18 protein-coding genes are annotated in these 23,727 nt (G+C 29.6%); 9 read left to right on the forward strand and 9 right to left on the reverse strand.

Features of this window, described 5'->3' with window-relative positions; translation table 11 throughout:
* Nucleotides 1-18 precede the first annotated feature (18 nt).
* The 3 genes from Q0881_RS03965 to Q0881_RS03975 form a co-directional block, all read right to left on the reverse strand.
* Nucleotides 19-2,949 (reverse strand): TonB-dependent receptor, encoded by a 2,931-nt coding sequence (locus Q0881_RS03965; RefSeq protein ID WP_299157169.1) that lies wholly within the window; start codon nt 2,947-2,949, stop codon nt 19-21.
* 15 nt (nt 2,950-2,964) lie between these two features.
* Entirely contained in the window at nt 2,965-3,966 is a 1,002-nt protein-coding gene (locus Q0881_RS03970) for a FecR domain-containing protein (RefSeq protein ID WP_299157170.1), read from the reverse strand.
* 78 nt (nt 3,967-4,044) lie between these two features.
* Entirely contained in the window at nt 4,045-4,611 is a 567-nt protein-coding gene (locus Q0881_RS03975; RefSeq protein WP_299157171.1) for a sigma-70 family RNA polymerase sigma factor, read from the reverse strand.
* A 165-nt stretch (nt 4,612-4,776) separates the two neighbouring features.
* Here Q0881_RS03975 and ychF point away from each other — a divergent pair, with 165 nt between their 5' ends.
* Nucleotides 4,777-5,868, forward strand: coding sequence for a redox-regulated ATPase YchF (ychF, locus tag Q0881_RS03980; protein ID WP_299157172.1), 1,092 nt, complete (start codon nt 4,777-4,779; stop codon nt 5,866-5,868).
* A 63-nt stretch (nt 5,869-5,931) separates the two neighbouring features.
* Here ychF and Q0881_RS03985 read toward each other — a convergent pair whose 3' ends face one another.
* Nucleotides 5,932-10,794: a T9SS type A sorting domain-containing protein gene (locus tag Q0881_RS03985; RefSeq protein WP_299157173.1), complete on the reverse strand. Its 4,863-nt coding sequence runs from the start codon at nt 10,792-10,794 to the stop codon at nt 5,932-5,934.
* Between the two features lie 188 nt (nt 10,795-10,982).
* On the opposite strand from Q0881_RS03985, the gene Q0881_RS03990 reads away from it, so the two are divergent.
* Nucleotides 10,983-11,654: a DUF2461 domain-containing protein gene (locus Q0881_RS03990; RefSeq protein ID WP_299157174.1), complete on the forward strand. Its 672-nt coding sequence runs from the start codon at nt 10,983-10,985 to the stop codon at nt 11,652-11,654.
* Between the two features lie 39 nt (nt 11,655-11,693).
* Here Q0881_RS03990 and Q0881_RS03995 read toward each other — a convergent pair whose 3' ends face one another.
* From Q0881_RS03995 to Q0881_RS04005, 3 genes are read right to left on the reverse strand one after another with little or no spacing between them, the layout of a single operon-like run.
* Nucleotides 11,694-12,443, reverse strand: a complete 750-nt coding sequence (locus tag Q0881_RS03995) for an SDR family oxidoreductase (RefSeq protein ID WP_299157175.1) — start codon at nt 12,441-12,443, stop codon at nt 11,694-11,696.
* Nucleotides 12,444-12,494: 51 nt separating this feature from the next.
* The gene (locus Q0881_RS04000) at nt 12,495-13,070 is read right to left on the reverse strand and encodes a TetR/AcrR family transcriptional regulator (RefSeq protein ID WP_299157176.1); all 576 of its coding nucleotides are present in this window, start codon (nt 13,068-13,070) and stop codon (nt 12,495-12,497) included.
* Between the two features lie 60 nt (nt 13,071-13,130).
* On the reverse strand, nt 13,131-14,477 hold the full coding sequence (locus tag Q0881_RS04005) for an MATE family efflux transporter (RefSeq protein WP_299157177.1): 1,347 nt from the start codon (nt 14,475-14,477) through the stop codon (nt 13,131-13,133).
* Between the two features lie 102 nt (nt 14,478-14,579).
* On the opposite strand from Q0881_RS04005, the gene Q0881_RS04010 reads away from it, so the two are divergent.
* From Q0881_RS04010 to Q0881_RS04030, 5 genes are read left to right on the forward strand one after another with little or no spacing between them, the layout of a single operon-like run.
* Nucleotides 14,580-14,972 carry a thioesterase family protein gene (locus Q0881_RS04010; protein WP_299157178.1) on the forward strand — a complete coding sequence of 131 codons (393 nt, stop codon included), beginning with the start codon at nt 14,580-14,582 and terminating at the stop codon, nt 14,970-14,972.
* Between the two features lie 30 nt (nt 14,973-15,002).
* Nucleotides 15,003-16,121 carry a DEAD/DEAH box helicase gene (locus Q0881_RS04015; RefSeq protein WP_299157179.1) on the forward strand — a complete coding sequence of 373 codons (1,119 nt, stop codon included), beginning with the start codon at nt 15,003-15,005 and terminating at the stop codon, nt 16,119-16,121.
* Nucleotides 16,122-16,742, forward strand: coding sequence for a trimeric intracellular cation channel family protein (locus Q0881_RS04020; protein ID WP_299157180.1), 621 nt, complete (start codon nt 16,122-16,124; stop codon nt 16,740-16,742). It begins immediately after the preceding gene.
* Between the two features lie 9 nt (nt 16,743-16,751).
* The gene (locus Q0881_RS04025) at nt 16,752-18,428 is read left to right on the forward strand and encodes a tetratricopeptide repeat protein (RefSeq protein WP_299157181.1); all 1,677 of its coding nucleotides are present in this window, start codon (nt 16,752-16,754) and stop codon (nt 18,426-18,428) included.
* 49 nt (nt 18,429-18,477) lie between these two features.
* Nucleotides 18,478-18,939 (forward strand): MaoC family dehydratase, encoded by a 462-nt coding sequence (locus Q0881_RS04030; protein WP_299157182.1) that lies wholly within the window; start codon nt 18,478-18,480, stop codon nt 18,937-18,939.
* A 44-nt stretch (nt 18,940-18,983) separates the two neighbouring features.
* Here Q0881_RS04030 and Q0881_RS04035 read toward each other — a convergent pair whose 3' ends face one another.
* Nucleotides 18,984-19,418, reverse strand: coding sequence for a hypothetical protein (locus tag Q0881_RS04035; protein ID WP_299157183.1), 435 nt, complete (start codon nt 19,416-19,418; stop codon nt 18,984-18,986).
* Between the two features lie 112 nt (nt 19,419-19,530).
* Here Q0881_RS04035 and Q0881_RS04040 point away from each other — a divergent pair, with 112 nt between their 5' ends.
* Entirely contained in the window at nt 19,531-20,139 is a 609-nt protein-coding gene (locus Q0881_RS04040) for a LysM peptidoglycan-binding domain-containing protein (protein WP_299157184.1), read from the forward strand.
* 188 nt (nt 20,140-20,327) lie between these two features.
* Here the strand turns inward: Q0881_RS04040 and Q0881_RS04045 are convergent, their stop codons facing one another.
* Complete coding sequence (locus Q0881_RS04045; RefSeq protein ID WP_299157185.1) at nt 20,328-21,539, reverse strand: methyltransferase domain-containing protein; 1,212 nt, start codon at nt 21,537-21,539, stop codon at nt 20,328-20,330.
* A gap of 61 nt (nt 21,540-21,600) precedes the next feature.
* Here Q0881_RS04045 and recG point away from each other — a divergent pair, with 61 nt between their 5' ends.
* Nucleotides 21,601-23,697, forward strand: a complete 2,097-nt coding sequence (gene recG / locus Q0881_RS04050) for an ATP-dependent DNA helicase RecG (RefSeq protein ID WP_299157186.1) — start codon at nt 21,601-21,603, stop codon at nt 23,695-23,697.
* Nucleotides 23,698-23,727 lie beyond the last annotated feature (30 nt).

Below are 23,727 nucleotides of genomic sequence, written 5' to 3' on the forward strand. Positions count from 1 at the left end.
TTTATTAAAAAGGTTATTTTATAATTGAAAGTGGATTTTAGTATAGAAAAAAGTACCATTTGTACCCATTTGAGTTGCATCCCATAAACCACCACTATCCACATGATTTCCTTGAATCGTAGGATAAGTATTGAATAAATTATTTATACCTAATTGATAATTTAAAAAATTAAATAATTGATATTTAAAATGAATATCTAAAGTATATTTTGGGTTATAGGTGTCTGTGGCTGCTATAATTCTTTCGCTTTCTGAATTATTAAAAAATGAAAGAGGCTGTTGAATTTGCCAATCAATTAACTGTAAGCCACTATATCTTGTAAGGTTTAAATTCGTGCTAAATTTATTTTTACGATAATTAATCGCCAAGCTAAATTTATTTTTTGGAGCTGATGCTAAAAGGAAGTGTTGTTCTCTAATTCCAAAAAAGGTTTCTTTATCTAAGTTTCTATTTTTAATTTGACTGATGGACATTCTATTGATGTTTCCATTTAAATTTATTGATAGTTTTGAATCTCCGAAACTTTGAGACCATTTTATTTTTATATCTAGTCCAACAGTTTTTGTATCTACTCCGTTTGCAAAAAACTGAATTTTATCAACATTTCCAAAACCTAAGTTGGTTGCATCGAAATTTCCACTTAAAATAATCCTGTCTTTAATGGAAACATAATAAGAATCTAAAGAAAAACTAATGTTTTTAACGTTTGCACTAAAGCCAAAGCTAGCATTCATAGCTTTTTCTTCTTTTAATTTATCAATACCTAATTTTTGTGCAATAGGATTATTATTAGCTATTAATAAAGATTCAACTGGTACATTTCCTATATAATTTGTAAATGTTAAATTATAGTAAATTTGAGCTAGGGAAGGAGCTCTAAATCCTGTACTAAATGAACTTCGTAAATTAGTATTAGGAGAGAGTTTTACTCGGGTTGCAAGTTTAGTATTTAAGGTACTTCCAAAATCATTATAATATTCATATCGAATAGCAGTAGCTAGCATCCATTTTTTTGTAAAATCAAATTCAGTATCAGTATAAAAGCTAAAATTGGTTCGATTTCGATCAACTTCGTTTGCTGGAGAATATCCTGGGAATCCTTGAGAACCACCGGGTCTTACAATTCCGTTATAAGTTATTAAATCCGAATTTGGAGTTTGCGCATTTACAAGGTTTCCATTAATATCATATGAGCTGTAAGAACTTTCTTCTCCTGAAAATATTTGATAATTTTCAATTCTATGTTCAAAACCAAAAGCAACATTTATCCCTTTTAAAGACTGGGTAAAATGTTTCGAAAAATCGATACTTGTTGTATTTTGCATTAACTGATGTCCCCCTGCATCAAATTCTGTAGGAGAACTATTTAATAATGTAGCATTTAATGTTTTTTTTATAATATATTTAAAATTATTATTTCCGTAGGTATTATTAAAATCAACATTCCAATTTCTAAATTTTGTTCTTATTCCTACTGATAAAGAATTGTCTGATATATCTGATGTAATTAAAGGGTTAAATCCTTTTGGATAAATTGTTAAAACATTTCTTTCGCTGTCTGGGTTTCTTGTAAAAGCATAGGCTTCGGTATTTCTATAATTATAACCTCCAAAAGCATAAAAAGAAGTGTTTTTTTGTATAGGGATTTCTGTATTAAAAAATAGATTTACATTTTTTGAAGCAGCTTCGCCGTATTTCTTTCTTAAAGCTGTAGGTGCTCTAAACGTATGCCCTTTTGATAAGTATTCTGTACTAAAATTAATAAATCCTTTTTCATTTATTTTTTTACCATAATTTAAATCTACTTTATAGGTAAATCCATCAATGCTTTTTATAGGTTTTATATCTTGAATATTTGGATGGGAATTATGAAAACCAAAGGTTGTATTGGTAGATAAGATATTGGTTGCTTCTTTTAAAACTACATTTATAACTCCAGCAATAGCATCTGATCCGTATTGAGCAGAAGCACCATCTTTTAAAATTTCTATACGTTTAATCGCTGAACTAGGAATTGCATTTAAATCTGTACCAGAATTCCCTCTTCCTCTTGTACCGTATAAGTTTATTAAGGAGGCTTGATGCCGTCTTTTTCCATTAATTAATACTAAGGTTTGATCTGGTCCTAAGCCTCTATATGTAGCAGGAACTATATGGTCAGCTCCATCTGCTCCAGATTGTTTTGTTGCATTAAATGAAGGTACAGCATACTCTAATAGTTCATTAACTTCTGTTAATCCGCTATTACCTATAGCTTTATTCATATTGATTACATCGGTTGCAACTGGAGCATCTTTTTTTGTTCTATTCTTATTTCTTGATCCTACTATATGAACCTCTTCTAAAAGTAAATCATCTTTTAGTATAATTCTTATCCATTTGTTTTTTGATGTAATTGTTTGTGTAGTATAACCAACATGACTAATTTTTATAGAATTATTTGTAGTTAATGCAAGTGTAAATGTTCCATCTAAAAAACTAATTGTTCCGTTTTGTGTGGTATTTTCAATAATACTAGCTCCTTGTATTGGTTCTAATTTTTTATTCAATACAATACCTTTGATAATAAATTTTTTATTCTGGTCTTGAATAGAATCAGAAGTTATTTTTTTTAACGCAAGTGAGTCTTTTAAAATAGAAGGATTAAACGAGTTTGTCGCTTTTTCAGCATAAATAACATAATAGTTATTACCTAAATAGTCTAAATTTAATGAAGTTGTTTTTTTAAATAAATCTATAGATTTATTTAAAGATAGTTTACTAAAAGGTTTTATATCAACAGTCTTATCTTTTAGTAAGTTAGATTTGTATGTAAAATAGACCTTATGTTTTTTACTTAAAGTATCTAATAATTGAGTAATTAATAATGTCTTTTTTTGCGAAAAAACTTGTGTAGCATTTATGCTTATAAATAGTAATAAAAAAGAAAAATGTTTTTTGAACGACATTAAATAGGTTACATATTATTTTCTTGTAACGACTAATTTACTGTTTTCTTTAGTTATTTCAACATTTACAGATTTTTTTATAGCTTGTAAACAAATATCAATATTAGTTGTTGGTACTGTTCCTGTAATTAAACTGTGTTTACTTTCATCATCTTTAAAGACAACCTTATAGCCATAAGTTTCCGTAACTTTTTTTAATGCGTCTTCTAATGATAGATTATTAAAGGTTAGTGTACCATTTTTCCATGAAGTTTGCTCTTCGGCTATGGCATTTTTCTTTTCTGCTAAAATTTTATTCTGTTTAGAAGAGTAAGAGATAAAATTTCCAGGTAACATTTTCTTTGAGTCACCATTCTTTAAAGCTAGCCATATACTTCCTTCTTCTAAGTATACTTGCGTTTTTTCTTGTTTTGAGTTTACATTAAAAATAGTTCCATATACTTCAACTTCTAAATCATTAGTAATTACCCAAAATTTAGCATTAGTATTTTGTTTTTTATCTACTTGAAAATAAGCTTCACCTGTAAGCCAAATTTTTCTGCTATTATCTTTTTTATAAGAAAGAGACGAGTTTGCATTTAATTTTACTAAGCTACCATCTTTTAGTTTTAGATCTAAAATTTCACCATATCCAGTTTTATGTGTTATTGTATCTGTAGTAGAAAACTTAAATAAGGCAATAGAAACAAGTAAAAGAAGACTAGCAGCAATACCTACCCATTTATAATTAATTTTAGATTTAACTTTTTGTTGAACTGGTTTTGCTTGTTTTTGTTCGATTGTTGTTTTGAATTTATTCCATTCAAAATCAATTTTACCTTCTGAAACAACAGTTTTGTTAAATTGAATTCCTAAAACAATATCTTTAGCTTCCTCAACTATTTCTTTTTTATCGGGATTGTTTTCTAACCAATATTCCCAAAAAGATTCATCAGAAAGCTTTTCTTTTTTAACCCAGTTTATAAAAGAAGCGTCTTCTATAAAATCTGTTACAATATTGAATGTTTTTTTTGTCATATCTTATTTAACAAGTTTCCTTGTATTATATAATAAGCACTAAAAATAAATTATATACTCTTTTTTCAGAGGGCGAATTTACGAATTAAATAATTGTGAAATTTTAATGTCTTGTCTTAAGGTTTTTAAAGCTTTATGAAGTGTGTTTACAACACTTTGATAATTGATCTCCATGGTATCTGCAATTTCAGTAGTTTTAAGATTACAATGAAATTTTAAAAAAATAACCTCTCTTTGTCTTTTAGGTAACTTATTAAGTAATACTTCTAAGTTTTTGTTTTTGAAAGATTCAGATTCTTGATGTATTAAAATTTCCTCTGCAGTAAATTGGATGTCTACCATTTTTTCATCAATGTCTCTAACAAATTTTCTTTTTTGATTTTTTTGTAGTTTTTTGATTATAAGTCTTCTATAAGATGCAAATAAATAAGGAGCTATGGTGTTTAAATCACTTAAGTTTTGTCGATGTTCATATATGTAAATAAAGAAATCTTGTAAAGAATCTTCGGTTAAAACGGTATCTTTAGATATCTTTAAACCATATGAATATAGAGCGCTATAGTAACTTTTGAAGAGTGCTTCAAAAGCTTTTAAATCTCCTTCTTTTAAAGATTTCCATAAGATTTCATCCGATAAATTCTTCATTAAGAAATGTTAGTTTTTTGTTAAAAGTAAGTAAAAAATAAAAAAAACTCTTAGTAAGTGCCTATTTAAATGTAAAATAGGTGGAATTCAAGATTGATAAATAGATGGAAATAAAAACCAAATATGTATATTTGCAATCGCAAAATTTTCAATAAAAGATATAGAATGAAAGCTGGAATTGTAGGATTACCAAACGTAGGAAAATCAACACTGTTTAACTGTTTATCAAATGCAAAAGCACAAAGTGCTAATTTTCCTTTTTGTACTATTGAGCCAAACATAGGTGTAGTAAATGTACCTGATGCTAGAATTGAAATATTAGAAGGAATGGTAAGTCCAGAAAGAGTGATGCCAGCAACTGTTGAGATTGTAGATATAGCTGGATTGGTAAAAGGGGCAAGTAAAGGAGAAGGTTTAGGAAATCAATTTTTAGCTAATATTAGAGAAACGGATGCAATTATTCATGTATTGCGTTGTTTTGATAATGAAAACATTATTCATGTTGATGCTTCTGTTGATCCAGTTAGAGATAAAGAAACGATTGATATAGAGTTACAATTGAAAGATTTAGAAACTGTTCAAAAACGTTTAGAGCGTGTAAAAAGAACAGCTAAAACTGGAAATAAAGAAGCTCAAGTAGAATTAGAGATTTTATTAAGAATAGAAGAAACGTTATTAAGTGGTGTTTCTGTAAGAGCTATTGAGTTTTCAGAAAAAGAAGTAGAACTTGTAAAGTCATTACAGTTTATTACAGCTAAACCAGTATTGTATGTTTGTAATGTAGATGAAAATTCAGCGGTTTCTGGTAATGCTTATGTAGATAAGGTAAAAGAAGCTGTAGCGAATGAAAATGCTGAAGTTATTGTTTTAGCAGTAGGAACTGAGGCAGATATTACAGAATTAGATGATTATGAAGAACGTCAAATGTTCTTAGCTGATATAGGATTAGAAGAAGCTGGTGCTTCTGTTTTAATAAAAGCAGCTTATAAATTATTAAACCTACAAACATATTTCACAGTAGGAGTAAAAGAAGTTAGAGCATGGACTATAAATATTGGTGATACTGCACCACAGGCTGCAGGTGTAATTCATACTGATTTTGAAAAAGGATTTATCCGAGCAGAAGTTATTAAGTATGAGGATTATAAATCTTTAGGTGGTGAGCAAAAAGTAAAAGAGGCTGGGAAGTTAGGAGTAGAAGGTAAAGAATACATTGTTCAGGATGGAGATATTATGAACTTTAGATTTAATGTGTAATCTGTTTATATAAATAATTAAATTAAAAAGCTCCATTGAAATCTATCCAATGGAGCTTTTTAATTATTTAACGATCATTCTTTTAGAATCAATTTTTATTCCATCTGTATACAATGTATACAGATAAACACCTGAAGATAAAAATTCATTATCATAGACAATGCTATTTTCGCCTCTATCAGAAATAATTATTTTTTGGATGAATTGACCAATATTGTTATGTAGTTTTAGGTATGCAGTAGTTACGTTTTCTGGTATGTAAAATGATATTTCAGTTTCTGATGATGACGGATTAGGAACATTTTGAAAAAGAACTGCTTCTGGGGTTTTATTATCGGGTATACTTCCGTCACAAGCACAGCTTTCTATTTTTTCTATCCTTTTTATTAAATCGTTTATTTTTGATTCATGAGAAGCTAAAATAGGAGATAGGTCTACTGAAACAGAATTTCCATTTTGAATTTCGATTTGTAAAGTTGTATCTGTTAAAAAGGCACTTGTTAAATTTTGGGAATCTGAATTAACTAAAGAAGAAACATCAACAGTATTTCCGTTAGAAATACTAAGAGTACTACCTGATAAAACTAAGTTTTGATTATCCGTTCCTGTTCCATCTTTTAAAGCCGCTAAATCTACAGAGTTCCCATTTGCGATACTAAGTGAAGTTCCTGTTAAGGTAAGGTTTTGGCTATCTGTATTATCTTTGAAGTCTGACAAGTCTAAAGAATTACCTCCAGAGATTACCACGTTATTTCCAGATAAGCTTAAATTTTGATTATCTGTATTGTCTTTATAAGCAGATAAATCAATAGATGTAGCATCGTTTGTTAAGCTTAAAGTATTGGTTGTAGTATCTAAAGTTAAATCTTGATTGTCAGCTCCAACACCGTCTTTTAAATCAGCTAAGTCAACTGTATTTCCGTTAGAAATACTAAGAGTACTACCTGATAAAACTAAGTTTTGATTATCTGTTCCTGTTCCATCTTTTAAAGCTGCTAAATCTACAGAGTTCCCATTTGCGATACTAAGTGAAGTTCCTGTTAAGGTAAGACTTTGATTATCTGTATTATCTTTAAAACTAGAAAGATCTAAAGAGTTTCCTCCAGAAATCACCACACTATTTCCTGATAAGCTTAAGTTTTGATTATCCGTATTATCTTTATAAGTCGATAAATCAATTGTTGTAGCGTCGTTTGTTAAACTTAAAATATTTGAGGTTGTATTCAGCGTTAAGTCTTGGTTATCCGTTCCAGTCCCATCTTTTAAAGTAGCTAAATCTACAGAGTTCCCATTTGCGATACTAAGCGAAGTTCCTGTTAAGGTAAGGTTTTGATTATCCGTATTATCTTTATAAGTCGATAAATCAATTGTTGTAGCGTCGTTTGTTAAACTTAAAATATTTGAGGTTGTATTCAGCGTTAAGTCTTGGTTATCCGTTCCAGTCCCATCTTTTAAAGTAGCTAAATCTACAGAGTTCCCATTTGCTATACTTAATGAAGTTCCAGTTAAAGTAAGATTTTGGTTATCTGTATTATCTTTAAAATCAGATAAGTCTAACGAATTTCCTCCCGAAATAACAATATCATCTCCCGATAAACTTAAGTTTTGGCTATCCGTATTGTCTTTATAAGCAGACAAATCAATAGTTGTAGCGTCGTTTGTTAAACTCAAAACATTAGAAGTTGTATTCAGGGTTAAATCCTGATTATCCGTTCCAGTACCGTCTTTTAAAGAAGTTAAATCAACCGAGTTTCCATTTGCGATACTCAATGAAGTTCCTGACAGCGTAAGATTTTGACTATCTGTATTGTCTTTAAAACTAGATAAGTCTAACGAATTTCCTCCCGAAATAACAATATCATCTCCCGATAAACTTAAGTTTTGGCTATCCGTATTGTCTTTATAAGCAGATAAATCAATAGTTGTAGTGTCGTTTGTTAAACTCAATACATTAGATGTTGTATTCAGCGTTAAATCTTGATTATCAGTTCCTGTACCATCTTTTAAAGCAGTTAAATCTACAGAGTTTCCATTTGTGATACTCAATGAAGTTCCAGACAGCATAAGATTTTGACTATCTGTATTGTCTTTAAAATCTGATAAATCCAATGAATTTCCTCCAGAAATCACAACGTTATTTCCAGAAAGACTTAGATTTTGATTGTCCGTATTATCTTTATAAGCAGATAAATCAATAGTTGTAGCATCGTTTGTTAGACTTAAGACATTAGAAGTTGCGTTTAGCGTTAAATCTTGATTATCCGTCCCTGTTCCATCTTGTAAATCGGATAAATCAACAGAATTTCCGTTAGCTATGTTTAATGTGGTTCCAGAAAGAGCAAGGTTTTGATTATCTGTATTATCTTTAAATTCAGATAAGTCTAAAGAGTTTCCACCAGAAATTACCACATTATTTCCAGAAAGGCTTAAATTTTGACTATCCGTATTGTCTTTATAAGCAGATAAATCAATTGTTGTAGCGTCGTTTGTTAAACTTAAAATATTAGAAGTTGCGTTCAGTGTTAAATCCTGATTATCCGTTCCAGTTCCATCTTTTAAAGTAGCTAAATCTACAGAGTTTCCATTTGCGATACTAAGCGAAGTTCCAGTTAAGGTAAGGCTTTGATTATCAGTATTATCTTTAAAACTAGAAAGATCTAAAGAGTTTCCGCCAGAAATCACCACGTTATTTCCAGATAGACTTAAATTTTGACTATCCGTATTATCTTTATAAGCCGATAAATCAATAGATGTAGCATCGTTTGTTAAACTTAAAATATTAGAAGTTGTATTCAGCGTTAAGTCTTGGTTATCCGTTCCAGTCCCATCTTTTAAAGTAGCTAAATCTACAGAGTTTCCATTTGCGATACTAAGCGAAGTTCCAGTTAAGGTAAGACTTTGATTATCCGTATTATCTTTAAAACTAGAAAGATCTAAAGAGTTTCCGCCAGAAATCACCACATTATTTCCAGATAGACTTAAATTTTGACTATCCGTATTGTCCTTATAAGGAGATAAATCAATAGATGTAGCATCGTTTGTTAGACTTAACGTGTTTGATAATGTATTCAAAGTTAAGTCTTGGTTATCTGTATTGTCTTTAAAATCAGATAAGTCTAACGAATTTCCTCCTGAAATAGCAATATCATCTCCAGATAAACTTAAATTTTGACTATCCGTATTATCTTTATATGCAGATAAATCAATAGTTGTAGCGTCGTTAGTTAAGCTTAATACATTAGAAGTTGTATTAATCGTTAAGTCTTGGTTGTCTGTATTAATAGCAGATTCCCAAGCTGTTCCATTCCATGCTAAGAGCGATTTATCTTCAGTATCGTATAATAACATACCAATATCAGTAGCATCTAAGTTTCTGGTTAAACTTGTCCTTTGGGCATTTGTAACTCTATTTATTAAAATCCCCTTATCCGTATCTCCTAAATCAATACTCGCTTTTATATTAGGAGCATTGATTCCAATTCCCACAGTAACTCTATCGGCAGCTGTAATACCTCCTAAAATCATGGTATTACTCAATGTTGCGTTTGCACCAGCACCAATGGCGGAGGCATAACTTAAACCATCATTAATATGAACATTGTTACCAATAGCGGTAGAAAAATCTCCTTTAACACTTACTTTATATCCTAAACCGACGGAGTTAGCCTTGGTAATGGTATCATTAGCACCTATTAAAACGGAATAATGTGATCCATTTGGCGCATAATTTTTATGACCAATACTTATAGTTTCCTGCCCATTATTATAACCGTAGTTACCAATAGTCATATTTCTATAGTGTTCTGATTTAGCTTCATGACCAATTAAAATTACATCATCTCGTCTAATTTTAGCATTGGTACCAATAAATATAGCTCTATTAACATTTGTTGAATTACCACCAGTAACAAGAAAATCTGCTTTAGAGCCAATTCCTATATTGTCGTGCCCAACTCTATTGGTAAATCCAGCTTCAAAACCTAAATAGGTATTGTGATTAGCTCCTCCTGTAGCATTTGTTCTGTTATTATCCCAACCAGCTCTCGCACCAACAAAAGTATTGTAACTACCATATTCAGTAGCTGCACCAGCTGCCTGACCCAAAAAAGTGTTATAAGAACCACTACCAACATCAACACCAGAAGAATCTCCTACAAAGGTATTATAACTAGCTTCTTTTCTAAGAATTGTAGTAACACCTGAGCGATTATTTAAATCCCAACCAGCTTGATTACCAATCGCTGTATTCCGTTCACCACTAGATATATGATAACCAGCTTCTGAACCTACAAATGTATTATCTGATCCTGAGTGTTCAGTATCTGTATTAGGTGCTCTAGTTGAAGAAACATCATAGATTCCTCCAGCCCCAGCTTTATGGCCTATATAGGTATTATCATCTCCTGAATAATTTTGAGCTCCAGCTATTTCACCTATAAAGGTATTATCATCCCCTTCAAAATTAGAAAATCCAGCAGCATCCCCAATAAATGTATTGTCATAACTATTTGTATTAGCATACCCAGCTCTAAAACCTATAAAAATATTATCTATTCCAGTTGTATTACTATAACCCGCTTCATAGCCTAAAAAAATATTCCCGATAGCACTAGTATTGCTGTAACCAGATTTATATCCTAAAAAAGTATTATAATCACCAGTGGTACTATTAAAACCTGATTTGTACCCTATATAGGTATTATATAGTGATGATTTTAATATTTGACTTCCAGCTCCATACCCCATAAAAGTATTGTATTTACTACCTGACCCTGGTGCATTAACAGCAATAGAATCTCCATAAAAAGTGTTGTATGCTTCACCTTGACTTGTATAGTCTCCAGACCATTGGTTTGTGTTTTGAGCAAAACTAATTGAAGTAATAAAGAGTAACAGAATTAATTGAAGTTGTAATTTTTTGTGCATAAAAAAGGGATTTAACTTAAAAGGTGTTAGTTGGTTGTTTAAAAATAACGAAATTAGAAGAACCCTTATAAAACGAAGTATTTAGGAAGTGGCAATAAGTGGCAAAACGTAAATTGGTAGAACTTAATGATTAAATAGATTAGAAAAACGATGTTTTTTGTACATTTAAAGAAAATATTAAAATAGTAATGGAGTTCGAAAAAAAGACGTTTCAATTTTTAAAAAATTTAGAAGCTAATAATAACCGAGATTGGTTTACAGAGAATAAAAAGTTATACGACGCTTCTTTAAGTAATGCAAAAGATTTGTTTTCAAAAATTCATGAAAACTTAGAAAAGCATGATGATATTGGTAAGCAAAAAGTATATCGAATTTATAGAGATGTACGTTTTTCAAAAGATAAAACACCTTATAACTCTCGTTTTGCAGTTTCTTTTTCTAGAAATGGAAAAGAACTAAGAGGAGGATATTTTTTACAAATTAAACCAGGTGATACAGTTTTAGGAGGTGGATTTTGGCAACCAGAAAAGGAAGATCTATTTCGTATAAGGAAAGAATTTGAGTTAGATGATAGTGAAATACGTGAAATTTTATCTGAAGAGAAATTTGTTAAATATTTTAATGGAAATTTAGAAGGTGATGAATTAAAAACAGCACCTAAAGGATTTGATAAAGAGCATAAAGCTATAGACCTAATTAAAAAGAAAGGTTTTATAGCTATTCGTAAGTTTACTGATGAAGAAGTATTGTCAAACGATTTTATAAAAGAAATTGACAATTCATTTAAAGCATTACGTCCGTATTTTAATTTAATGAGCGATATACTCACTACCAATTTAAATGGTGAATCTATGTTATAAAAAAAAGCTGAGAATTAATCTCAGCTTTTTAATTTAAAATTATATTTGACTTAAACCTCCATCAACTTCTAATTCAACTCCGTTAATAAATGAGGCATCTTCTGAGGCTAAAAACAAGGCGGTGTTTGCAATTTCATCAGAAGTTCCAAATCTGCCTAATGGCACTTGAGTAGCAAAACCTTTACCCATTTCCTCAACAACATCTTGAGGTAATCCCATTTTTCCATAAATTGGAGTTTCTATTGGTCCAGGAGCAATAGAGTTTACTCGTATCCCTCTAGATTTTACTTCTGAAGTAAGTACTCTTGCATAAGCCCTTAACGCACCTTTACTTGCAGAGTAAACAGCCAAGCCATCAAAGCCTTTCTGATGTACAATTGAGTTGGTAAATAAGATAGATCCTTTATCATTAATATATGGTAGAGCTTCTTTTGTAGCTAGTATTGGCCCCTTAACATTAATATCAAAAACTTCATTATAATGTTCGGCAGTAATATCTGTAGTTGGTGTAACTGGGGCAACACCTGCATTTAGAAATAATATATCTATGCTTCCGTATTTTTCAACAGTTTTCTTTATTAAAAGCACATTATCTTCATCTTTTGAGACATCAGCTACTACCGTTATAAAATCGCCAGTTAAATCTTTAGCAGCTTCCTTTAGGGCATTTTCTCTTCTACCAGCTAATACTACCTTAGCTCCGTTTTTTAAGAATAATTTAGCTGTTGCTAAACCAATTCCACTATTTGCTCCTGTTATTACTGCTACTTTGTTTTGTAATTTGTTCATTTTTAGTTGTTTTTTATTTGAAATGATCGTTTCAAATTAGGTTAAAAAAAATTAATTTAATATAGAAAGAGTTGTTTTTACAATACTTTCTAAATGTTTATAATCGTTCATTATAATACCAGAAATACTTAGTCCTTGCAAAGAATTGAGTAAATACAAAGCATATTGATTAGAAGATTTATTTGTATTAATAGAACCTTCAAATTGCCCTTTCTCTATGAGATCTTTAAATAATTGAATCATGTTTTCATGATTATTATTTAAAAAATTTTTAATTGCAGCTTCTTGATTGGCCATTTCAGAAGTGCAATTATTAATAAGGCAACCTAAATTATTTGTTACATTAGTTTTAATATTCAATAAAAAAATTGATTCTATAGCTTTTATTGGTGTTTTAGCTGTGGTTGTTAGTTCTTCAACTTTACACTTAAAATTAGATCTATAACTTTTTAAACATTCCATATAAAGATCTAACTTACTACCAAAAGAATTGTAAATACTAGAACGGTTTAATCCCGTAGCATCTACTAAATCTTGCATAGAAGTTAAACTGTAGCTTTTGTTATGAAAAACTTCAGTTGCCTGTTTTATAACAGTTTCTTTATTAAATGTTTCAGTTTTTGGCATCTATTTGAAATGAACGTTTCAAAGGTATGTGTTTTTTTAATACTAAATTAAAAAGAAGTGTTAATTTTTACTTTGTAAATTTAATCGTATTTCTCTTTGAAGAAAAAAGTAAGTAACTAATGTTGATAAAATGTCAGCTATAGGAAAAGACATCCATACACCATTTACTCCATAGAACTTTGGTAGTATGTAAACTAAAGGAATTAAGAAAATACCTTGTTTTAATAAGGTTAATAGTAATGCAGGTAAAGCCTTACCAGCTGCTTGAAAATAAGCTGACCCAATTAATTGAGTTGTAATTACCGGAGTTGCTAAAAAAGCAATAATTAATGCATTTGGAGTACTGTTTAATAATTCTTTATCATCAGTAAATAGCCGTACTAATTGCGAAGGAAATAACATTATTAAAATAAAAATTACTGTTGCTATTACTGTACCAAATACTATGGAAGTCTTAATAGACTCTTTAACTCTTTTTGAGTCATTAGCTCCATAATTATAACCAGCAATAGGCAAAAAACCTTGGGTAACACCTAAAACAGGGAATAAAGCAAACATCATTACTCTATTAATAATACCGTAAACAGCTATTGCAATTTCACCTCCGTATTTAAATAGTGTGTAGTTTAAAATTATTATAAGAATACTAATTGTTCCTTGGCGTATAATAGTAATACCGCCTAAAGCGATAATCTCTTTTAATATTGAAACATTAATAATAAAATACTTAGGAATAATTTTTAATTCGGTGTTTTTTGATATGAAAAACCATAAAACAAATATTCCACTTACCCCATAAGAAATAGAGGTAGCAAGTCCAGCTCCATACATTCCTAGATTAAGAACTTTTATAAAAAGAATATCTAAAATAATATTTGAAATAGCAGGAAATATTAAAGTAAACATAGCATAGTTAGGCTTTCCTACGGCTCTAATTACTGGATTTCCCATCATAGCAAATGCTAAAAAAGGAACTCCCCAAATAATAACGTGAAAATACTCGGTAGCTGGAGCAACTATATTACCATTAGCTCCAAATAATTGTAATATAGGAAAACAGAAAAAGGTTCCTAATAAGACAAACAAAAAAGATAAAACGACAGTCAAACTTATTTGATTACCGAAAACCTCAAAGGCTTTAGAGGAGTCTTTTTTACCAAGTGCCCTTGATATTATAGAGCTTCCTCCAATACCAATTCCCATACCAATTGAAGAGATAAAAAAAGCTATAGGTAACACAACAGTAATAGCAGCTATAGCCATAACGCTAATCCACCTACCAACAAAAATGGTATCGACAATCATATTTAAAGACATTACTAAAATTCCAATAGAAGCAGGTATTGCTTGCTTTAAAAGAAGTTTACTAATCTTTTCTGTACCAAATTTGCTGGTTATTTTATTCATAAATTAATTTCTAGCATTCGAATATCATGAATATTCTCTTACTGAAATGAAATCGAGTAAAGATTTAAGTAATAATTAACATCATTCTTGTAAGTTTGTTAAATGAATCTTTATAAAAAAAAACTCATTGTAACTTCTAGTGAAATAGATGAGTATAATCATGTAAATAATGTAGTTTACGTACAATGGATGCAAGATGCATCAAATGCACATTGGGCTTTGCTTATAAAAGATATTCCAACACCCGATTATGTATGGTTTGTAATTAGACATGAAGTTGATTATAAAAATCAAGCAATATTAGGAGACGAAATAATTATTAAAACATGGGTTGGTAAAACCGAAGGAATAAAATCAGTACGTCATTTTGAAATATATAAAGGAGAAATACTTTTGGTAAAATCACAAACTACATTTTGTTTGTTAGATGTAAAAACGTTAAAACCGAAAAGAATAACTAAAGAAGTAACAGACTTACTTTTAGGTAAAAAATAAGCAATATCTTTGCATTTATAAATAAAGAAAATGACAACATTCACAGCACTAGGAGTACGAAAAGAATATGTAAAAGGATTGAAGGAGTTAGGAATAACAACTCCTACTGAAGTACAAAAAGAAGCGATACCATATTTGCTTGAAAATAATGCTGATTTTATTGGGTTAGCTCAAACAGGAACAGGGAAAACTGCTGCTTATGGTTTGCCAATTTTACGTAAAATTAATGCTTCAAAAGACACAACTCAAGCGTTAATATTGTCACCCACGAGAGAATTAGTACAGCAAATAAAAAAACAACTATTTAAGTTTACGAAATACGTAGACGATAAAATTTTTGTAGAAGCTGTTTATGGTGGTGAAAAAATAGAACGCCAAATAAATAACTTAAAAAGAACTACGCATATAATAGTAGCAACTCCTGGCCGTTTGATTGATTTAATAGAACGTGGAGATGTTGATTTAAAAGATATCGAAACTTTAGTTTTAGATGAAGCTGATGAAATGCTGAGTATGGGATTCAAATTAGAATTAAATCGCATTTTAAAATACACTTCAGGAACCAGAAAAACATGGTTGTTTTCTGCTACAATGCCAGAAGAAATAAGAAGTATTGTAAAAAAATATATGAATGCTTCTGCTAAACAAGTTGAAGTAAATAAGAATTCGTTGGTAAATGCAAATATTACGCATCAATTTGTGCAAACAACGATTCCTGAAAAAGTAAATATTATTGTTAAATTTTTAGAAAAAAGAAATGCAGAAAGAGGTATTATTTTTTCAAGAACTAAAGCAGGAGCTCAAAAATTAACTAGAGAGTTGAAAGAGGAAGGTTTTTCAGTAGAAGCTTTAGAAGGAGATATGCAACAGAAAGAACGCGATAAAGTAATGCGTGCCTTTAAAAAAGAAAACTTACAAATATTAGTATCTACAGATGTAGCAGCAAGGGGAATAGATGTACAAAATTTAGGTTTTGTAGTTCATCATCAATTGCCAGAAAAATTAGAATATTATACACATAGAAGTGGAAGAACTGCCAGAGCAGGTAAAAAAGGAGTTTCATTAGTGCTTATTCTTAATAATGAAAGAAATAATATTAAAGAGGCTGAAAGAACATTGAAAATACAATTTTCTGAAATAAATATATAAATGAATATCATTTATGCCATAGATATCGCAGGTACTTTTGCTTTTGCTATTAGTGGAGCTTTAGTTGCAATAAAAAAAGACTTTGATGTATTTGGAGTTATTATTATTGCTTTTGTAACAGCAGTAGGGGGTGGAATGATACGAGATGTTTTAATTAATGCACATCCAATAAACTGGATTGGTGACATTAATTATATATGGACAATTTTAGCCGCAGTCGGGATTACCTTTTTGTTTAAAAGTAAAATAGCACCGCTTCGAAAAACAATGTTTTTATTTGATACTATTGGTATAAGTGTATTTACTTTATTAGGTTTACAAAAAGGGTTAGCATATAATTTACACCCGTTTATAGCATTAGTAATGGGAATGGTGTCGGCCGTTTTTGGAGGTGTTATTAGGGATGTACTTACTAGAAAAGTTCCTTTAATCTTCAAGAAAGAAATTTATGCTTCAGCATGTTTAGCAGGCGGGGTAATTTATTTAGTATTATTAAAATTCAATCTTAACGAGGATGCTCGATTTATAATAGCAGCATCAGCAATTATTTTGATAAGAACTATTGTGGTTAAATACGAATTAGAGTTACCAAAAATTAAAGATGATTTATTTGGTAAATAACTTATTATTATGAGGCTACTTATATTTTTTATACCTTTTTTAATCTCATTGTCAAATTTTTCACAAGAAAAAGATACTACTTTTATTAAACTGGAAAAAGGAGTAGTAACAGCAAAAACAAATACGATTAGAATAAATGCATTATTAGAGTTTGCGGAGTTTTTATACGATCGTGATTTTAATGCATCTGCTATGAAAGTTGATGAAGCTTTAAAACTTATAAACAAAAATAAATCAAACATAAATCTGCAACAATTAGCAAAAGCTTATGTTATAAAAGGGGTGGTTAATAGAAGGACTGCTAACTTTACAAAAGCATTAGATTATTATTTAAAAGCTAAAGAAATTTACTTAAAAGAGAACGATATTTTACATTTATCTGATGTATATCATAATATGGCAATGCTATATAGGCATCAAAGGTCTCACAATAAAGCTTTTGAATTTTATAAAAAATCAATAAGAATAAAAGAAAAATTAGGAGATATTCATGGTATTGCTGCCGGATATAATATGATGGGAGTTTCATACCGTCAAACTAAAAGAATAGATTCAGCTTTGATTTGTTATACAAAAGCGAAAGATTTATTTTCTTCAATTAGAAGTACAGAGGATATTCAACGAGTAAATGCTAATATGGTTTTGGTATATAGAGATTTAAAGGAATATGATAAAGCTCTTGAATTGGCAACTCAAAATTTAATCTATTCAAAACAAAATCAAAAACAACATTCATTATGTGCTGCTTACTATAATATATCTACTATTTATAAAAAGAAAAAAGATTATAATAAATCATTATTATATGTTGATTCATCACTGATAATAGCAAAAGAAAATAAATTTAAGGATCTTATAGCTAAAAGATACTTAAGAAAGAGTTTTTTATATAATTTACTTGGTGACTACAAAAAAGCTTATTTTGATTATAGAATTTTTAACCGATATTCAGATTCAATATTTAATATTGAAAATATAAAAAAAATACAAGTTTTAGAGTTAAGTTTTGCTTTTAAGCAAGAAAAGTTAGCTGATAGTTTAACGTTTGTGCAACAGCAAAAAGAAATTAATTTGTTAACTGAAAATGAGGCTTCTAAAAAAATATTATACCTTGTTTTATTTATTATAACAATAATAGGTGCAATGTTTATTGGAATTCTATTACGGAATAATTATAAAAACAAAGAGCAAATTATACAAACTAAATTTGAAAAAGTGAAAGTACAAAAAGCGTTGTTAAATGAAAAAATGCTTGCTAAAGAAGAGGAAACAAAACGGTTAGTTGCTGACAATACAATGAGATTAAAGTTTAAAGAGGAGTTATTAGAACGATTGAAGAATGAAGTTATCCCAATTGCTTCTAATAAAACAAAACAAGTGACTAATTCACTAATTTCTGAGTTACAAATGCAAATCTCAACTGAAGGGAAATTTTCAGAATTACAAACTAAAATTGAAGAAGTAAATGTTGGTTTTGACCATAAGTTAAGAGAATTATACCCTACACTTACTAAATCAGAGAGAGAAATGTGTGCCTTATTAAGGCTTAACCTGTCTATTAAAGAAATTATGACAATAAAAAATACTTCGATAGATTCAGTAAAATCGACACGTTACCGTATTAGAAAAAAATTAGAAATTTCATCTGGTGATGAATTAGAAAGTTTTATTCAAAAGATAGTATAATTTTAAAGAGTAATCTTAAAATAGTCTTTATAACTTAAAAATTAATCATATGAGTAAACTTGTTTTTTCAAACTTAGAAGAGTTAGAAAGTTTAGTAGGAAACTCTTTACCAAAAGGGGAATGGTTTACTGTAACTCAGCAAATGATAAATGATTTTGCCAACGCTACTTTAGATAAACAATGGATTCATGTAGATGAAGAAAAGGCAGCTAAATATTCTCCAACAGGAACTACAATAGCTCATGGATTTATGTCTGTTTCTATGTTATCTGAATTAATTTCGGATTTGATAGAGGTTAAAAGCGTAAAAATGGGCTTAAACTATGGATTGAATAAAGTTCGATTTCCTAACTCAGTACCTGTGAATAGCCAATTACGATTGATTAGCTCTTTAAAAGAAATTGAAGATTTTAATAATGGGAAGAAATTAACTTTTGATTGTTTAATAGAAATAAAAGGGCAAGAGAAACCAGCTTGTGTAGCAGAGTTTATTTTTGTTTTATTGGAATAAAAAAAGCTATCTTTTAAAGATAGCTTTTATATTTTACAATCTTTTTAAGAAAGCCAACCCTTAGCTTCAGATTTTTTAGTATACCAAAGTATAAATAAAGCAAAACCAATAACCATAATTGGCATTATTATAGCTCCTGGTCCATAAACGTCCATAGAACCACTCATAAAAACATTGTAAAACATTTGTATAATAATAGCCACTAATGAGATTAAAAACATAGGCTTAGCAATTTTTTTACGAAGTAATAAAAAGATACAACCTATAAATCCACTAAAAACGGCTATAGCAAAAGCACCCATTACCCAAGAAGGAGTATTTTGTATCATTTCCATAACTTTCTCATCAGGATACATGGCTTTAAAGGCGTCTGTATTATATGCTTGTTGGATGTATTGATTAACTCCCATACCATTCCATAATAAAGCGATAATAGCAATAACCCAAAACCATACGTTTGGTTTATTTGAATTTGTCATAAGTTAAAATTTAAGTTAGTTGAATCTAAAAATACTTATAAAGGACTATAAATCAAAATTTAAAAATTATATATTTGAAAAACTACTTTAAGGGGATTATAAAAAAAGGGGAATGAAAATAAAATTATGTATAATACTATTATTAATAATAGGGGTTAATTGTTGCGCACAAAATAAAAAGTTACCAGATGGATGGGGAAGAGTTTTGATAAAAGGTAAAATGGTTTATAAAAACTTAGTTACTGGTGATGTTTCGAAAAGATATCCTAAAAAACCAGCATTAAACCCTTTAGATGAAACAGATTTTGATCCTACAATAGTACATATAGTTAAAGAAGGGGAAACGTTAAGTATAATTGCAAAAAAATATAGTTTAGATTTAGTAAAGTTAAATCAATTGAATAGTATTTCTAATATTGAAACAATAGAAATAGGAAAAGAAATTATAATTGGTTATGCACATAATGAGCTAGAAAAAAATGCTTTTTTGAATGGAGATATAAATGCTCTAAACCATGATCATGATCATGGAGAAGGTATGTATGAAAATAATACACAAAAAGAAGAAAAAAGAGCCATTTTTAAATATCACACAGTATTATCAGGAGAAACATTATATAGAGTAGCGTTAACTTATAAGTTATCAGTAAATAAATTGAAAAAACTAAATGATTTAAAGAAAGCTACTATTTTTGTAGGTCAAAAATTAAGAATTAAATAATCAATCTTAAAATAGTGTTAAACTAAATATTAACTGTAACGATTTAAGAAAATTATCGTCATATATATGTAATTACTTAACAGTTAGTTTGAGTGATTAGTTAGTTTTTAATAGTTGATTGAAAAAAGGCTCGAGATTTAAAAATCTCGAGCCTTTTTATTATTTATAAAAAAATATAATTATATAAATTATTTCCTTTCTAATTGAGCCATATAAAAGCCATCAAAACCAAATTCATGTGCTAGTACTTTGTGGTCTTTTACAAAAGTGAAATCTTTTCCTTCATCAGAAGCTAAAAAGAACTCTACTTGTTGTTGATTTTCAGAAGGTAAAACAGAACAAGTTGCGTACACTAATTTCCCTCCAGGCTTAACCATTTTAGAATATTGTTGTAAAACGTTTTGTTGTACTTCTTTAATGTTGTCTATAAATTCAGGTTGTAATTTCCATTTACTATCAGGGTTTCTACGAAGAACACCTAAACCAGAACAAGGAGCATCTATTAAAACTCTATCGGCTTTACCATGTAATTTTTTAATTACTTTAGTAGAATCGATAACTTTTAAATCAATATTACTTATTCCATTTCTACGAGCTCTAACTTTTAACTTTTTCAATTTACTTTCATAAATATCCATCGCTACAATTTGCCCCTTATTTTTCATTAAAGCAGCTAAATGTAATGTTTTACCACCTGCACCAGCACAAGTATCAATTACTTTCATACCAGGCTTAACATCTAAATATGCCGCTACTAATTGAGAAGAAGCATCTTGTACTTCAAAAAAACCTTTATGGAAAGATTCTGTTTTAAAAACATTAGCACGTTCAACTAAACGTAAAGCATCATCACATCCTTTAACGAATTCAGTTTCTATATTTTCAGACTTTAATTCCTTTTGTAAATCTTCTTTAGAAATATTTAAAGTGTTTGTACGTAGAATAACATCAGCCTTTTTATTTAAAGCAGTTATTTCTTTAGTCCAAACAGCTTCACCTAATTCTTGAACACCAAGTTCATCAATCCAATCAGGAATAGATTCTCTAAATTTTCTAATTTGAGAAAGTTCATCGAATTTACCCTTAATTCTTCTTGTAGGAGTTTCCTCAATTTGGTTCCAATCAGGTAATTTAATACCTCTTAACACACACCAAACTACTAACAAACGCCATAAGTCAGGTCTAGAATATGGAGTTTTTACATTGGCAATTTCTCCATACAAACGTTTCCATCGTACAATATCATAAATTGTTTCAGCAACAAATTTTCTATCACGTGCTCCCCACCTTTTATCTCTCTTTAATGCCTTTTCTACAGCTTTATCCGCATACACATCTTCATTAAAGACGTCACGTAAACTATCAATTACTGCATAAACTAAATTTCTATGTAATCTCATTTGATGAATTTAAGAGTGCAAAGATAGTTGATTTTAATGGCTTTTTGTATTTTCGTTTTTAATGAATTTAAATCATCCTATAACATATATAAAAGGTGTAAGTGTAGCCAGAGCAGAATTACTGTTTTCTGAGTTGGGTATAAGAACTTGCAACGATTTATTACACCTTTTTCCGTTTAGATATATTGATAAAACTCAGTTTTATACAATAAATCAATTACAGCAAAATTCATCAGAAGTTCAAATTGTTGGTAAGATAACTGGAGTAAAAACTGTAAAACAAAAAAGAGGAAGTAGATTAGTAGCTACATTTTCTGATGCAACAGGTTCTATAGATTTGGTTTGGTTTAAAGGTGCAAAATGGATAAAGGATAGTTTAAAAGTAGACATACCGTATGTAGTTTATGGAAAACTAAACTGGTATAATGGATCTGCAAATATGCCACATCCTGAAATGGAAACGGTAAAAGAATATAAAAGTAAGTTGCAAATGTCTATGCAACCTGTATATCCTTCAACAGAAAAGCTAACGAATAAAGGTGTTAGTAATAAAATGATGCGGGTAATGATTCAAAATTTGCTACAACAAGTTTATAGTAATATTGAAGAAGTGCTTCCTGCATATTTATTAAATGAGAATCAACTCTTAGGAAAAAAAGACTCTTTATTGAATATTCATTTTCCTAAGAGTCAAGAGTTATTAGCGAAAGCTCAATATCGATTAAAGTTTGAAGAACTGTTTTTTATTCAAATACAGTTGTTACAAAAGAAACTTATTAGAAAATCGAAAATTAAAGGATATGTCTTTGAACATGTAGGTGAGCAGTTTACTAATTTTTATAATAATCATTTACCTTTTAATTTAACGAATGCTCAAAAAAGAGTTTTAAAGGAAATACGAAAAGATATAGGTTCAGGCGCCCATATGAACCGTTTGTTACAAGGAGATGTAGGTTCTGGAAAAACTATTGTAGCTTTATTATCAATGTTAATAGCTATTGATAATGGTTATCAAGCTACTATTATGGCTCCAACCGAAATTTTAGCAATTCAGCATTATAATGGAATTGTAGAGTTATTGTCTGAAACAACTATAAAAGTTGAGTTATTAACTGGATCTAGTAGAACGAAAAAACGAAGAGAAATTCATCAAGGATTAGAAGATGGATCGTTGCATATTTTAATAGGGACTCATGCTATTTTAGAAGACAAAGTTCAATTTAAGAATCTAGGTATTTCAATTATTGATGAGCAACATCGCTTTGGTGTTGCACAGCGTTCAAAAATGTGGCATAAAAATGAATTGCCTCCGCATGTTTTGGTAATGACGGCAACTCCTATTCCAAGAACGTTAGCAATGTCAGTATATGGAGATTTGGATATTTCTGTTATTGATGAATTACCACCTGGACGTAAAGAAATTAAAACAGTTCATAGATATGATAGCAATCGTTTGGGTGTTTTTAAATTTTTAAAAGATGAAATAGCTAAGGGACGTCAAGCTTATGTAGTATATCCTTTAATCCAAGAATCTGAAGCAATGGATTATAAAGATTTAATGGATGGTTATGAAAGTATTGTACGAGATTTTCCTTCTCCAAAATATCAAATTAGTATTGTGCATGGGCAAATGAAACCTGCCGATAAGGAATATGAAATGAATCGTTTTGTAAATGGAGAAACTCAAATAATGGTTGCTACTACGGTTATTGAAGTTGGAGTAAACGTACCAAACGCTTCTGTAATGGTGATTGAAAGTGCTGAACGTTTTGGTTTAAGTCAATTACATCAATTACGTGGTAGGGTAGGACGTGGAGCTGAACAGAGTTATTGTATTTTATTATCGAGTTATAAATTATCTTCTGATGGTAAAACTCGTTTACAAACGATGGTTGAAACAACAGATGGTTTTAAAATTGCTGAAGTAGACTTAAAACTTCGTGGACCAGGAAATATAATGGGAACTCAGCAAAGCGGCGTATTAAATCTTAAAATTGCTGATGTAGTTAAAGATACAGCTATTTTGCATAAAGCGCGTCAAACTGCAATTACTGTATTACAAGAAGATGCTGGTTTATCTAAACCTAAGCATGAAGGTTTATTAAAAGTATACACACAGCTACAAAAAACTAGTGGTCTTTGGAGTAAAATTAGTTAGTTTCTGTAAATGTTTTAAGCTTAAATTTAA

Origin of the sequence: uncultured Tenacibaculum sp. (genome assembly GCF_947494125.1) — a bacterium.
Classification (GTDB): Bacteria; Bacteroidota; Bacteroidia; order Flavobacteriales; family Flavobacteriaceae; genus Polaribacter.